Genomic DNA, 13,711 nt, shown 5'->3' on the forward strand with positions numbered 1-13,711 from the left:
GATAAAAAATTACTGATATAAGGAGGAAAATCATATAAAATGGATAGGAATTCTGTTTCAAAACAAGCTCTCCAACGATTACCTTCTTATTTAAATTATCTTAATTGGGCAAAGAGAGAAAATATAAAAAATATATCTTCTCCGACAATTGCAAATGATTTGAGATTAAACGAAGTTCAAGTCAGAAAAGATTTGGCGGCAATAAGCTCTACAGGAGGAAAACCAAGACTTGGATATGATGTTGATACGTTAATAGGAGATATAAAAAATTTTCTGGGTTATGACGAAACTGATAAAGCCGTATTAATAGGAGCAGGACAGCTTGGTAGAGCCCTTCTTTCTTATAATGGATATGCAGATTATGGTCTTGAAATTGTTGCAGCTTTTGATGTAAATAAGGACATTATCGGTAAAAGGTTTAAAGGGAAACCGATTTATCATGTAAACAAGCTATATGATATATGCAAAAAAAATAATATTCATATCGGAATTATAACCGTATCGGCAAATGAAGCCCAAGATGTATGTGATATGCTTGTCGAATGCGGGATTTTAGCTATATGGAACTTTGCTCCATCTCACTTGGTAGTTCCTGATAATATCCTTGTTCAACATGAAAATACAGCTGCCTCACTAGCCTTGTTATCTATTCACTTGCGTGAAAAAATGGATAAAGATAAATAAATAATATTGTAAAGTTTTTGATATTATTATATAATCAAAATATAAATAAAACCTTTATTTATAGGGGTTTAAATAATTAAGTTTATAAAAGTTTGGTAATATATACCGGCTTATATATAAGTTCATAGCTTTGCCTTTTGCTATGATTAAAGTTTTAAATTTAGGAGGAAAAAAAATGGCAAATAAAGTAGTTATAGCAGGTGCTTGTCGTACTGCAATCGGTACAATGGGCGGTACATTAAGCACTACACCTGCTGCAAAATTAGGTTCAATCGTAATAAAAGAAGCTTTAAAGAGAGCTAATGTTCCGGCTGATCAAGTTGATCAAGTATATATGGGTTGTGTTATCCAAGCTGGCTTAGGTCAAAACGTAGCAAGACAAGCTTCAATCAATGCTGGTTTACCAATTGAAGTTCCAGCTGTTACTGTAAACGTAGTTTGCGGTTCTGGTCTTAACTGTGTAAACATGGCTGCACAAATGATTAAAGCAGGGGATGCTGATATCGTTGTTGCAGGTGGTATGGAAAACATGTCAATGGCTCCATATGCAGTAATGAATGGTCGTTATGGTTACAGAATGAACAATGGTACTTTAGTTGATACAATGGTAAATGATGCTTTATGGGATGCATTTAACCAATATCATATGGGTATTACAGCTGAAAACATTGCAGAACAATGGAATTTATCAAGAGAAGAATTAGACGAATTTGCTGCTAATTCTCAACAAAAAGCTGTAGCTGCTCAAGAAGCAGGTGCTTTTGATGATGAAATCGTACCTGTAGAAGTTAAAAAGAAAAAAGAAACAATTATCTTCAACAAAGACGAAGGTCCTCGTCCTGGAACAACAGCTGAAGGTATTGCAAGACTTCGTCCTGCATTCAAACCAGACGGTGTTGTAACAGCTGGTAACGCTTCAGGTATCAATGACGGTGCTGCTGCTGTTGTTGTAATGAGCGAAGAAAAAGCTAAAGAACTTGGTGTTAAACCAATGGCTACATGGGTAGCAGGTGCTTTAGGTGGTGTTGATCCTACAATCATGGGTATCGGTCCTGTTGCTGCTACAAAGAAAGTTTTAGCTAAAACTGGTATGAGTGTTGATGATTTCGATATTATCGAAGCAAACGAAGCTTTCGCTTCTCAATCAATCGCTGTTGGTAAAGAATTAGGATTTGACTTAAATAAATTAAATCCAAACGGTGGTGCTATCGCTCTTGGTCACCCAGTAGGTGCTTCAGGTTGTCGTATCCTTGTAACACTATTACATGAAATGCAAAAAGCTGATGCTAAAAAAGGTTTAGCAACACTTTGTATCGGTGGTGGTATGGGTTGTGCTACTATCGTTGAAAGAGACTAATTTATTGATTAAATTAAGGAGATTATAAAAATGGGTTTTGTTAGATATGAACAAGATGGTTTTGTAGGAATAGTTACTATTGACCGTCCAAAAGCTTTAAATGCTTTAAACGAAGAAGTTTTAAAAGATTTAGAAGCTACTTTTGATGCTATTGATTTAGATAACACAAGAGCAGTTATCGTAACAGGTGAAGGTAAATCTTTCGTAGCAGGTGCTGATATTGCATCTATGAGCACAATGACTGCTGAAGAAGGTGAAGCATTCGGTAAATTCGGTAATGACATCTTCAGAAAAATTGAAACTTTCCCAATTCCTGTAATCGCTGCTATTAACGGTTTTGCTTTAGGTGGCGGAAACGAACTTGCTATGAGTTGTGATATCAGAATTTGTTCTGATAAAGCATTATTTGGTCAACCTGAAGTAGGACTTGGTATTACTCCTGGATTTGGCGGAACACAAAGACTTGCAAGAATTATCGGCGTTGGCATGGCTAAAGAATTAGTATATGCTGGATACAACATTAAAGCCGATAAAGCTTTGGAAATCGGCCTTGTAAATGCTGTTTATGCTCCTGAAGAATTAATGGAACAAGCTAAAAAATTAGCAGGTAAAATTGCTAAACAAGCTCCTATTGCTGTAAGAAATTGTAAAAAAGCAATGAACGAAGGTTTACAAGTAGATATGGATCAAGCTATCGTAATCGAAGAAAAATTATTCGGAGATTGCTTCAATAGTGAAGACCAAAAAGCAGGCATGAAAGCATTCTTAGAAAAAGGAAAAGCTGAATTCCAAAACAAATAGTGTTTTAATTTAAGTAAATATAGTCCGGATTTTTCCGGACTTAAAAAAATAATTTGGAGGATAATAATGAAAGTAGGTATTATTGGTGCTGGAGCTATGGGTTCTGGTATAGCTCAAGCTTTTGCACAAACAGAAGGTTATGAAGTTTGTTTATGTGATATCAATGAAGAATTCGCTGCAAACGGTAAAAAAAGAATTGAAGCAGGATTTGCTAAAAGAGTAGCAAAAGGCAAAATGGAACAAGCTAAAGCTGATGAAATTTTAGCTAAAATTACAACAGGTGTTAAAGATATCTGTGGTGACTGCGATTTAATCGTAGAAGCTGTTCTTGAAGTTATGTCTATCAAACAAGAAACATTCCAAGAATTAGATAAAATTTGTAAAGAAGATTGTATCTTTGCTACAAACACTTCTTCTTTATCAGTTACAGAAATCGGTGCTAAAGTAAACAGACCACTTATCGGTATGCATTTCTTTAACCCAGCTCCTGTAATGAAATTAGTAGAAGTTATCGCAGGTTTAAATACTCCTGTAGAAATTGTAGACAAAATTAAAGCAATTTCTAAAGAAATCGGTAAAACTCCAGTAGAAGTTGCTGAAGCTCCAGGATTCGTTGTAAACAGAATTTTAATTCCAATGATTAACGAAGCTGTTGCTATTTATGCAGAAGGCGTTGCCAGCGTTGAAGGTATCGACGCAGCTATGAAACTTGGTGCTAACCACCCAATGGGACCTTTAGCATTAGGTGACTTAATCGGTCTTGACGTTTGTTTAGCTATTATGAACGTTTTATATGACGAAACTGGCGACCCTAAATATCGTCCACACACATTACTTAAGAAAATGGTTCGTGGCGGCAAGTTAGGTCAAAAATCTGGTCACGGATTTTATGATTATAAATAGGAGGATTCAAAACAAATGGATTTTACATTAAGTAAAGAGCATGAAATGGCGAGATCTCTATTCAGAGAATTTGCTGAAACAGAAGTAAAACCTCTAGCTCAAGAGGTAGATGAAACAGAAGTATTCCCAAGAGAAACTGTTGAAAAAATGCAAAAATTAGGATTCTTAGGAATTCCTATGCCAAAAGAATACGGCGGACAAGGTTGTGATTCTTTAACATATGCAATCTGTGTTGAAGAATTATCTAGAGTATGTGGTACAACAGGCGTTATCGTTTCTGCACATACATCTTTAGGTGCTGAACCAATTAAAAAATTCGGTACACCAGAACAAAAAGAAAAATTCTTAAGACCACTTATCAGTGGTGAAAAACTTGGTGCTTTTGGTTTAACAGAACCAAACGCTGGTACAGATGCTTCAGGTCAACAAACAAAAGCTGTTTTAGACGGAGATGAATATGTACTTAACGGTTCTAAAATCTTTATCACAAACGGTAAAGAAGCTGATACATATGTAATCTTTGCTATGACAGATAAATCAAAAGGAAATCACGGTATTTCTGCATTCATCGTAGAAAAAGGAACACCTGGATTTACATTTGGTACTAAAGAAAAGAAAATGGGTATCAGAGGTTCTTCTACATATGAATTAATCTTTACAGACTGCAGAATTCCAAAAGAAAATCTTCTTGGTCAAGAAGGTAAGGGATTTGCTATTGCTATGCAAACACTTGATGGCGGTAGAATTGGTATCGCTTCTCAAGCTCTTGGTTTAGCTCAAGGTGCTTTAGATTCTACAATTGAATTCGTTAAAGAAAGAAAACAATTCGGTAGACCTATCGCTAAATTCCAAAATACTCAATTCCAACTTGCTGATATGGCAACAAAAGTTGAAGCTGCTAGATTATTAGTTTACAAAGCTGCAAGAGCTAAAGATAATCAAAAGAGATTCTCTTTCGAAGCTGCTCAAGCTAAATTATATGCTGCAGAAGTTGCTATGGAAGTTACAACAAAAGCTGTTCAACTTCACGGTGGATATGGTTACACAAGAGAATATGATGTTGAACGTATGATGAGAGATGCTAAGATTACTGAAATTTACGAAGGAACTTCAGAAGTTCAAAGAATGGTAATCTCAGGTAACTTATTAAAATAATAGGAAAAGGAGATAATTATAGTGAAAATCGTAGTTTGCGCTAAGCAAGTTCCAGATACAAACGAAGTTAGAATAGATCAAAAAACAGGTACTCTAATCAGAGAAGGCGTACCTGCTATTATGAACCCAGACGATAAAGCTGGTCTAGAAGCTGCACTTCAAATTAAAGATAAAACAGGTGCAGAAGTAACTGTTATAACAATGGGTTTACCAGCTGCAGAAGAAATTTTAAGAGAAGCTATGGCTATGGGTGCTGATAAAGGTGTATTAGTAACAGATAGACCATTCGGTGGTGCTGATACTCTTGCAACATCTAATACATTAGCTGCTGCTTTAAAAACAATGGAATATGACCTAATCATCACAGGTAGACAAGCTATCGATGGTGATACAGCTCAAGTAGGTCCTCAAATTGCTGAACATTTAGGAATTCCAAACATTTCTTATGTTCAAAAAGTTGTTGAAGTAACAGATGATAGCATCACTGTTGAAAGACAATATGATGATGGTTATCATGTAGAAAAAGCTCAAATGCCTTGCCTAATCACAGCTCTTGGCGATTTAAACAAACCAAGATATATGACACCGGGCGGAATCTTTGATGCATTTAAAGAAGACATCCAAATTATTACAAGAAAAGATGTTGATATCGCTGATGAAAAAATCGGTAAAGCTGGTTCTCCTACAAATGTTGCTAAATCATTCCCTAAACCTGTTAAAGCTGCAGGTGAAAAAGTTGAATTAGATGCTGATGCTTCAGCTGATTACATTTTAGGAAAATTAAAAGAAAAACATATTATCTAATTAATTAGGAAAGGAAATTGAAATAATGAGTTTTGAAGAATATAAAGGCGTATTTGTCTTCGCACAACAAGTTGATGGTGTTATCAACAATGTTGCGCTTGAATTAACAAGTGAAGCTACAAAGCTTGCTGCTGCTTTAAACACAGAAGTTACAGCTGTTCTTTTAGGAAAAGATGTAAAAGGATTAGCTGATGAATTAGCAGCTTATGGTGCTAATAGAGTTTTAGTTGTAGATGATCCTGCATTAGAAACATATACAACAGAACCATATGCACATGCTATGGATGAAATTATTAAACAATATAAACCAGATATCGTTCTTTACGGTGCTACTGCAATCGGTAGAGATTTAGCTCCTAGAGTTTCTGCAAGAGTTGCTACAGGTCTTACAGCTGACTGTACAGTTCTTGAAATCGGTGAATTTAAAAATGCTTTAGGTAACGTAAACAAAGGTTATGAAGGTAAAATGTTCTTAAACGCAACAAGACCTGCATTTGGTGGTAACTTAATGGCTACAATCGTATGTCCTGACAACAAACCTCAAATGGCTACAGTAAGACCTGGCGTTATGCAAAAAATTGAACCTAAAGAAGGTGCTAAAGCTAACGTAGAAGAAGTTAAAGTTGACTTTACTAAAAACAACAAATATGTAGAAGTACTAGATGTTGTTAAAGCTGTAAAAGACAAAGTTGATATTTCTGAAGCTAAAATCTTAGTATCAGGTGGTCGTGGTGTAGGTAGTGCTGAAAACTTCAAATTATTAGAAGATTTAGCTGATGCTATCGGTGGTGAAGTTTCTGCTTCAAGAGCTTGCGTTGACGCTGGTTGGGTTCCAAAAGATATCCAAGTAGGTCAAACAGGTAAAACTGTTCGTCCACAAGTTTACTTTGCTATTGGTATTTCAGGTGCTATCCAACATGCTGCTGGTATGGAAGAATCTGATATTATCATTGCAATCAACAAAGATGAATCTGCTCCAATCTTCAGCATTGCTGATTATGGTGTAGTAGGCGATTTAAACAAAATCGTTCCATTATTAACAGAAGCTATTAAGAATGCTTAATATAATCATAAAATCTAACTAGTAAAAAGGAGTGTATTATTACACTCCTTTTTTTATGAATAAAACCACGTAATATATACGTGGTTTTTATTTAGTTATTAAATTTTTCTTTAAATCTGTTTTCGTATTCAATAATCAGTTCTTCTCTAAATTGAGGAGCAGCAATATTGATAAGATTTTTTGCTCTTGTTCTTAATGTTTCACCTTTTAAATGGGCAATCCCATATTCGGTGACAATATAATCTACATCGGTTCTTGATGTAGTTACAGCACTTCCTTTTTGAAGAAACGGAACAATTTTTGAAATTGTGCCGTTTCTCGCGGTTGCAGGAAATGCAATTATGGATTTTCCGCCTTTTGAAAAAGCAGAACCTCTTACAAAGTCAACCTGTCCTCCAATTCCGCTAAACTGTTTTAATCCTATTGCTTCAGCACAAACTTGTCCCATTAAATCAACTTCTAATGCTGAGTTGATAGAAATCATATTATCATTTTGTCCTATTACCACTGGATTATTTACATATTCAATATCCATCATACTTACAATAGGGTTATCGTGAACAAAATCATATAATTTTTGAGTCCCCATTAAAAACGCAACAACCATTTTATTCTTATGTAAAGTTTTCTTTTTACATGTTATTACACCTTTTTCGTATAAGTCAACTACGCCATCAGAAATCATTTCTGAATGTATGCCTAAATCCTTTTTATTTGTAAGAAATTTTAACACTGCATCAGGAATAGCACCTATGCCAAGTTGAAGTGTATCTCCGTCATTAATTAATTTTGCACAATTTTCTCCTATTTTCATTTCAACATCTGTTATTTTAGGATTTGGAAGTTCTGGAATTTGCTCATCGTGTTCAACTAAGATGTCAATATCATTAATATGCAAGAAATTATCTCCTAAAGTTCTTGGCATTTTTTTGTTTACTTGTGCAATTGTTAATTTTGCGGCTTGTGTTGTTGGTTTTGTGTAGTCACATGATGTCCCAAGGGAACAAAATCCATCTTTATCAGGAGGAGAAACAGTAACTAAAGCAACATCAACAGGTAGGGAAGATCTGAAAAGAGTAGGAATTTGATAAAAGAAGCATGGTGTGAAATCTCCTCTTCCTTCATAAACAGCATCTCTTGTATTCCCTCCAAGAAAGAAAGCATTTAATTTAAAGTGTTCTTTCATTTCTTCTTTTGCATAAAGAGAATGTCCCATAGGAACAAGTTGAACAATTTCAACATTCTTATATGCTTTATAATTTTCTACCATTTTATCTACAATATAAATAGGTTCTCCTACCGCATGGGCAATAACTACTCTATCGTTTGATTTTATATAATTTACAGCTTCCTCAGCGGTCTTTAATTTACTTTTATATAGTTTATTTATATCCATCTTTTACTCCTTTCCTCTTATTTTGATTAAGGTAAAAGAAAAATATAAGTTATTCTTTTATATTTGCAATATTTTTTGCAAGTTCTTTTTTCATATTTAAATTACCTTGTCTTGCTATCATGATTCTTTGAGCTTGAGGTGAGCCTGCTCCGTGTAGGGATTCTGTTCTGTAACCTACTGCTGCTGTTCCAAGTGTTAGATTTTCTATAAGTCTTAAAATTTTTAGTCTGTCTTTTGTAGGTATATTAGCTACACCTTTTAAATATTTTTCTACGTATTTTCCTACAACAGGACTTTCTAAATCTTTTTGTGAAGGAGCTGTAACCATTATTCCTCCTGCAATGTCTTCTGCAAGTCTTGCAATTTCATAAGGATATCTTGTTACGTTTTGTTTACATACATTTGCAAGAAGTAAATCAATCATATAATTACCGGACATTGTTTTATATCCTTGAGAAGAACAAGCTATACCACAGCTGTATAAAGTTTCATTTAGGTGTGTCATTTCAATTAATTTATCTTTTATGTGAGAAGCTTTTGCTGCTCCGTTATATTCTGCAACCACTGCTGCTGCACCTATAAGAACATCTCCTACACCAACTTTACATCCTCCGTAAGATTGTCTGTGATAACCTGCAAATCTTTCAACAAGCATTCCTGAAAAATCATATTCTCCATTTAAAAATATTCTTTCATTTGGAACAAAAACATTATCAAAAATAACAAGAGCTTCCATTCCTCCAAATTCTGCATTTCCTACATCCATATCAGAATCTTCAAGTTTTCTGGTGTCACAAGATTGTCTGCCTACAATCATTAAAATACCTTCAGTATCTGTTGGAACCGCAAAGGAAATAGCATAGTCTTTGTCTTGTTCTGTCATATTTATCGTAGGCATAACCAAAACTTCATGAGAGTTAACCATTCCTGTTTGATGCGCTTTTGCACCTCTTACAATAACTCCGTCTTCTCTTCTTTCAACGACTCTTAAATATAAATCTGGATCTTCTTGTTTAGAAGGAGGAAGTCCTCTGTCTCCCTTAGGGTCTGTCATTGCACCGTCAATAACGAGGTCATTGTCTTGGCAATATCTTAAGAACTTTTTAAAGTTTTCATGATAATTTGTTCCATGTGCTTTATCTGTTTCGTAAGTTGTACTATATACTGCATTGAATGCATCCATTCCTACACATCTTTGGAAGCATGATGCTGTTTTTTGTCCGCATAGTCTTTGCATTTTGACTTTTTTAATTAAATCATCTGTGCTTTGATGAATATGTGTAAATCTATTTATTTTTCTGCCGTCTTCTAATGTTACTGTCATTAAATCTTCGTATTCCGGCATTTGTGCTAAATCATATGTAGCTCTTACTGAATTCAATGAAGGTCGTAAAATTGGATTATCTACTGGATTTTCAATTTTTTCTCCAAACATATATACTTGTAAATTTAATTTTCGTATACTTTCGATATATTCTTTACCTGTCATTAAAGCCATAATATATACCTTCCTTTCGAATGTTTTATGTTAGGGTAGTTGGGTTTTATAATATATAATGCAAATTGCATGCCAACAATTTTTACTGTAAAAAGGCTATGTTTAAACAAAAAGTATATTTTTGTTGCAAAAATGCAATGCAAAAATACAAAAAAAAAAGGCGCTGGGCCTTTTAATTTGCAGGTGAGAATTTTATTTCCGTTGAAAGATTGTCTACTGTATCAAAGGTATATCCTTGTTTTTTTAGTTGTTTTATTACATTGTCAAGCCCGTTTGGCAAACTTTTATTTCTGTCAAATACATGAATTAAAACAACTGTTTCTTCATTCCATTTTGCTTGTTTTATTATAATACTATATTGTTTTGTTGAAACTTTTGATATTGTATCATTAGGGAATGCATTCCAATCTACATAATCATATCCGTATTCTTTTGACAGTTTTATTATATTTTTGATTACTTTTTTCCCTCCATAAGAGAATGATACTGTATTGTTTGTTCCTCCAGGAAATCTAAAAATTCTACAATCATATCCTGTTATGTCTTTAAAGTTTTTTCTGTTTTTTTCTAAATCTTCAATAAAAGCTTTGGGATTTTTATAAATTTTTTTGTAATCATGAGAATAAGTGTGTAGAGCAAGAAGGTGTCCGTCGTTTACTATTTCTTTAATTATTTTTTCATCTTCTTTACCTTTTGCAGCATTAAAGAAAAAGGTCGCTTTTACATCATTTTTCTCTAATACGTCTAATACTTCCTTTGTCATTTGTGTAGGGCCGTCATCAAATGTTAAATAAATTTTTTTTAACTTTATTTTTTGTATGCTGTCGCTATTAATGCTACCTATTGTTAATATATGAAAAGGGATGTTTTTCATTTTAGAAAATGTTTTTGATAGTGATATTCTTTTTGTATTTGCAAAAGCTATTATTTTTTTATCATTATTACTTTTTATTATTTTGATTTTATTACCTTTATCTATAAATCCTATGCATTCATTTCTCTCGTTTGTTAATATACTTTCTTTTACAATAATATAGTTTGAATTTTTATTTCTTTCATAATTTATAGGATTAGAAGAACTTTTGCTTATTGAAGTTATTTCATTTTTATTTTGTAAAATTTTGCATACTTTGTTATAATTATTACTATACGATATATTTAAAATCCACAAAATGAAAAGGACATATATAATAATAAAAAAATATATTAAATTGTTTTTTTTCGTTAGTTTTATTAATAAATTTTTCATACTTGTATTATTATATCAAAAAATAAAATAAATAAAATATTAAAATTATAAAAGTATAGAGGGGAAAATATTTATGATTAAAGCAGCAATATTTGATTTAGACGGAACAATAATAGATACTCTTGAAGATTTGGCAAATGCAGGTAACTATGTGTTAAAACAAAACGGATTTGAAGTGCATGATAAAGAAAAATACAGATTTTTTGTTGGAAGCGGAATAAGAAATTTATGTATAAGAATATTACCTGAGGAAAAGAAAAACGATGAAGAATTAATAACTAAAATATTTAATGAATTTAATGCATATTATGGTAAACATTATATGGATAATACAAAGGCATATGAGGGTGTTGAAAATATGCTTAATAAGCTTATTGAAATGAATATAAAAGTAGGCGTTCTTACAAATAAAGGTCATGAATTTACTGTTCCTATGCTAAAAAAAGTTTATGGAGATTTCCCATTTAGTGTGATTTTAGGTAAGACTGATAAATTCCCAGTTAAACCAAGCAAAGAATGTATTGATTATGTAATGAATAAATTAGAAGTAAGTGGTGAAGAATGCATTTATATTGGAGACAGCAATGTTGATATGCAAACAGCAATAAACGGAAATATTAGTGAAATAATTGGTGTAAGCTGGGGCTTTAGACCTGTTGAAGAACTTAAACAAGCCGGGGCAAAATATATTGTAGATAGCCCAGAAGAAATTATTGATATAGTAAATAAATTAAATAATTAATAATATAAAAGGAGAAGAAATATGATAAAAGCAGCAGTATTTGATTTTGATGGAACGTTAATGGATACTTTGGTGGATACTGCAAACAGTATTAATCATGTATTAAAAGCTCATGGATTCGATGAAGTTCCAATTGAACAATATAAGGATGTATTTGGAGGAAGCTGTTATGATATGATAAACATGGTTACTCCAAAATCAATGAACGACCCACAACTTTTACATGAAATGGATGTTGAAGTACAATACTATTATTCAAAACATTTTAATGAAAATTGTAAGCCTTATAAAAATATAAGACATGCATTAAGAGGACTTAGAAAAAAGAATATAGACTTATGTGTTATAACAAATAAGCCTTCAAGATTATTGGTTCCTTTATTAAACGAATTTTTTGAAGATATTGAATTTAAACATATTATAGCAGCAGATTCAGGATTTCCTTTAAAACCAAATCCTGCATCTTGTAATCAATTGATGCAAACACTTGATATTCATCATGATGAAGTTGTGTTTATAGGAGACAGCGAAGTTGATATCCAAATTGCAAAAAATGCGAGAGCATTTTCTATTGGTTGTGGTTGGGGATTCAGAGGTGGTGAATCATTGATTAAGGCTGGTGCCGACTATGTTATTCATGAACCTATGCATGTATTGGAAGTAGTAAATATTCTTAATAAGAGAAGTCTTAAAAATATTATGGATGAAGCTAAATTGATACTAAAAATATTAAAATAGTTTTTAATTTGATAATTTTTAAAGGTTATTTTAAGAATTGTAATTATAATGATTATTAATTGATAATTAGTATTAATTACCGAGATTTATAAAAATATAATATTTTTTACAAGGGTGTAATTTTTATAATTGGCACCCTTTTAGTTTGGAGAGATATATATAATAAAATTTTATTATACACTAAAATTTATTTTATAAATAATGCAATATATTTGATTATAAATTGTATGTAAATGAAAAAATTAATGATATAATTTAGAAAAATGTCTTAGGAATATTATGGAAACAAAAATATATGATTTAACAAATAATGACAATTTAACAGATATTTTTAATGAAGCCGCCAGAGTAATAAATAACGGAGGAACCGTTGTTTTCCCAACGGAAACAGTATATGGTCTTGGAGCAAATGCTTACGATGATGAAGCTGTTAAAAAGATTTTTAAAGCAAAAAACAGACCTATGGATAATCCATTAATAGTCCATATTAGTGATTTTGGTATGCTTGAGGGATTAGTTAGAGAAGTAAGCAATGATGCAAAAAAACTAATGGATAAATTTTTCCCGGGTCCTCTTACTTTAATTATGAAAAAATCAGATAATATTCCAAACAGCGTATCAAATAACTTGGATACAGTCGGAATAAGAATGCCAAGTGACAAAGAAGCAAATGCTTTTATAAAAGCTTGTAATACTCCGATAGCAGCACCAAGTGCAAATATATCAAAAAGACCAAGTATAACTAATAAAAAATATTTGGTAGAGGAACTTAGTGGTAAAGTAGATATGATTCTATGTTCAAAGGAATCTCAAATAGGTTTGGAATCTACGGTTTTAGATGTTTCGACTGATAAAGTAAAATTACTTAGACCGGGAAAAATAAGTGCAAAAGAAATTGAAGAGGTAATAAACAAAAAAGTTTATGGATACAGCAAAGAAGATGCACTTCTTCCAAAATCTCCGGGAATGAAATATGAACATTATAAACCTAAAACAAAGGTGGTTGTTTTAAGCGGTGAAGATAAATCTATTATTAATTATCTAAATAATTTAAAAGAAGAACATATAGGATTTTTAGGATTAAATAATATTTTAGGTAAAATTGAAAATGATAAAGTATTCCTAAAATCTTTGGGAAAAGATATTGTTGATGCAAGCAAAAATTTATATTTTCTTTTAAGGGAAATGGATAAAGAAAATTTAAATGTGATTTATGCTCAAGCTATGGATACGGAAGGTATAGGGCTTGCGTATATGAATAGACTTCTTAAGTCTGCATCCGGAGATATAATAAATCTATAAATAGTTAATAACTGCTTTG

General features: G+C 32.2%; 13 protein-coding genes. 10 read left to right on the top strand and 3 right to left on the bottom strand.

The features are described from left to right. Window positions 1-39: 39 nt before the first annotated feature. The 7 genes from FGQ49_RS04810 (at window position 40) to FGQ49_RS04840 (ending at window position 6,767) form a co-directional block, all read left to right on the top strand. Window positions 40-684, top strand: coding sequence for a redox-sensing transcriptional repressor Rex (locus FGQ49_RS04810; RefSeq protein ID WP_138268741.1), 645 nt, complete (start codon window positions 40-42; stop codon window positions 682-684). Between the two features lie 175 nt (window positions 685-859). After that, window positions 860-2,041 carry an acetyl-CoA C-acetyltransferase gene (locus FGQ49_RS04815; RefSeq protein WP_138268742.1) on the top strand — a complete coding sequence of 394 codons (1,182 nt, stop codon included), beginning with the start codon at window positions 860-862 and terminating at the stop codon, window positions 2,039-2,041. A 30-nt stretch (window positions 2,042-2,071) separates the two neighbouring features. Further along, entirely contained in the window at window positions 2,072-2,842 is a 771-nt protein-coding gene (locus tag FGQ49_RS04820; RefSeq protein WP_138268743.1) for an enoyl-CoA hydratase-related protein, read from the top strand. A gap of 66 nt (window positions 2,843-2,908) precedes the next feature. Continuing rightward, window positions 2,909-3,745 carry a 3-hydroxyacyl-CoA dehydrogenase family protein gene (locus FGQ49_RS04825; RefSeq protein WP_138268744.1) on the top strand — a complete coding sequence of 279 codons (837 nt, stop codon included), beginning with the start codon at window positions 2,909-2,911 and terminating at the stop codon, window positions 3,743-3,745. A gap of 15 nt (window positions 3,746-3,760) precedes the next feature. Beyond that, window positions 3,761-4,900: an acyl-CoA dehydrogenase gene (locus tag FGQ49_RS04830; protein WP_138268745.1), complete on the top strand. Its 1,140-nt coding sequence runs from the start codon at window positions 3,761-3,763 to the stop codon at window positions 4,898-4,900. A 21-nt stretch (window positions 4,901-4,921) separates the two neighbouring features. Further along, complete coding sequence (locus tag FGQ49_RS04835; protein WP_138268746.1) at window positions 4,922-5,704, top strand: electron transfer flavoprotein subunit beta/FixA family protein; 783 nt, start codon at window positions 4,922-4,924, stop codon at window positions 5,702-5,704. A gap of 25 nt (window positions 5,705-5,729) precedes the next feature. Then, on the top strand, window positions 5,730-6,767 hold the full coding sequence (locus tag FGQ49_RS04840; protein WP_138268747.1) for an electron transfer flavoprotein subunit alpha/FixB family protein: 1,038 nt from the start codon (window positions 5,730-5,732) through the stop codon (window positions 6,765-6,767). Window positions 6,768-6,858: 91 nt separating this feature from the next. On the opposite strand, the gene FGQ49_RS04845 is transcribed toward FGQ49_RS04840, so the two are convergent. From FGQ49_RS04845 to FGQ49_RS04855, 3 genes are all read right to left on the bottom strand, one after another. Next, window positions 6,859-8,163, bottom strand: a complete 1,305-nt coding sequence (locus FGQ49_RS04845; protein ID WP_138268748.1) for an acetyl-CoA hydrolase/transferase family protein — start codon at window positions 8,161-8,163, stop codon at window positions 6,859-6,861. A 49-nt stretch (window positions 8,164-8,212) separates the two neighbouring features. Next, a complete protein-coding gene (locus tag FGQ49_RS04850; RefSeq protein ID WP_138268749.1) occupies window positions 8,213-9,661 on the bottom strand; it encodes a 4-hydroxyphenylacetate 3-hydroxylase family protein in 1,449 nt (482 codons plus the stop codon). A 172-nt stretch (window positions 9,662-9,833) separates the two neighbouring features. After that, a complete protein-coding gene (locus tag FGQ49_RS04855; RefSeq protein ID WP_171020586.1) occupies window positions 9,834-10,832 on the bottom strand; it encodes a polysaccharide deacetylase family protein in 999 nt (332 codons plus the stop codon). Window positions 10,833-10,983: 151 nt separating this feature from the next. Here FGQ49_RS04855 and FGQ49_RS04860 point away from each other — a divergent pair, with 151 nt between their 5' ends. The 3 genes from FGQ49_RS04860 (at window position 10,984) to FGQ49_RS04870 (ending at window position 13,692) form a co-directional block, all read left to right on the top strand. Further along, window positions 10,984-11,652 (top strand): HAD family hydrolase, encoded by a 669-nt coding sequence (locus tag FGQ49_RS04860; protein WP_138268751.1) that lies wholly within the window; start codon window positions 10,984-10,986, stop codon window positions 11,650-11,652. 21 nt (window positions 11,653-11,673) lie between these two features. Then, a complete protein-coding gene (locus FGQ49_RS04865) occupies window positions 11,674-12,390 on the top strand; it encodes an HAD family hydrolase (protein ID WP_138268752.1) in 717 nt (238 codons plus the stop codon). A 279-nt stretch (window positions 12,391-12,669) separates the two neighbouring features. Then, entirely contained in the window at window positions 12,670-13,692 is a 1,023-nt protein-coding gene (locus tag FGQ49_RS04870) for an L-threonylcarbamoyladenylate synthase (protein ID WP_138268753.1), read from the top strand. Window positions 13,693-13,711: the final 19 nt, after the last annotated feature.

This window comes from Anaerofustis stercorihominis (genome assembly GCF_005844425.1).
GTDB lineage: Bacteria > Bacillota > Clostridia > Eubacteriales > Anaerofustaceae > Anaerofustis > Anaerofustis butyriciformans.

Bases quoted from the DNA above. Each gene is read 5' to 3' on its own strand.
- FGQ49_RS04810 (WP_138268741.1), top strand. From the start codon at position 40: ATGGATAGGAATTCTGTTTCAAAACAAGCTCTCCAACGATTACCTTCT.
- FGQ49_RS04815 (WP_138268742.1), top strand. From the start codon at position 860: ATGGCAAATAAAGTAGTTATAGCAGGTGCTTGTCGTACTGCAATCGGT.
- FGQ49_RS04820 (WP_138268743.1), top strand. From the start codon at position 2,072: ATGGGTTTTGTTAGATATGAACAAGATGGTTTTGTAGGAATAGTTACT.
- FGQ49_RS04825 (WP_138268744.1), top strand. From the start codon at position 2,909: ATGAAAGTAGGTATTATTGGTGCTGGAGCTATGGGTTCTGGTATAGCT.
- FGQ49_RS04830 (WP_138268745.1), top strand. From the start codon at position 3,761: ATGGATTTTACATTAAGTAAAGAGCATGAAATGGCGAGATCTCTATTC.
- FGQ49_RS04840 (WP_138268747.1), top strand. From the start codon at position 5,730: ATGAGTTTTGAAGAATATAAAGGCGTATTTGTCTTCGCACAACAAGTT.
- FGQ49_RS04845 (WP_138268748.1), bottom strand. From the start codon at position 8,163: ATGGATATAAATAAACTATATAAAAGTAAATTAAAGACCGCTGAGGAA.
- FGQ49_RS04850 (WP_138268749.1), bottom strand. From the start codon at position 9,661: ATGGCTTTAATGACAGGTAAAGAATATATCGAAAGTATACGAAAATTA.
- FGQ49_RS04860 (WP_138268751.1), top strand. From the start codon at position 10,984: ATGATTAAAGCAGCAATATTTGATTTAGACGGAACAATAATAGATACT.
- FGQ49_RS04865 (WP_138268752.1), top strand. From the start codon at position 11,674: ATGATAAAAGCAGCAGTATTTGATTTTGATGGAACGTTAATGGATACT.
- FGQ49_RS04870 (WP_138268753.1), top strand. From the start codon at position 12,670: ATGGAAACAAAAATATATGATTTAACAAATAATGACAATTTAACAGAT.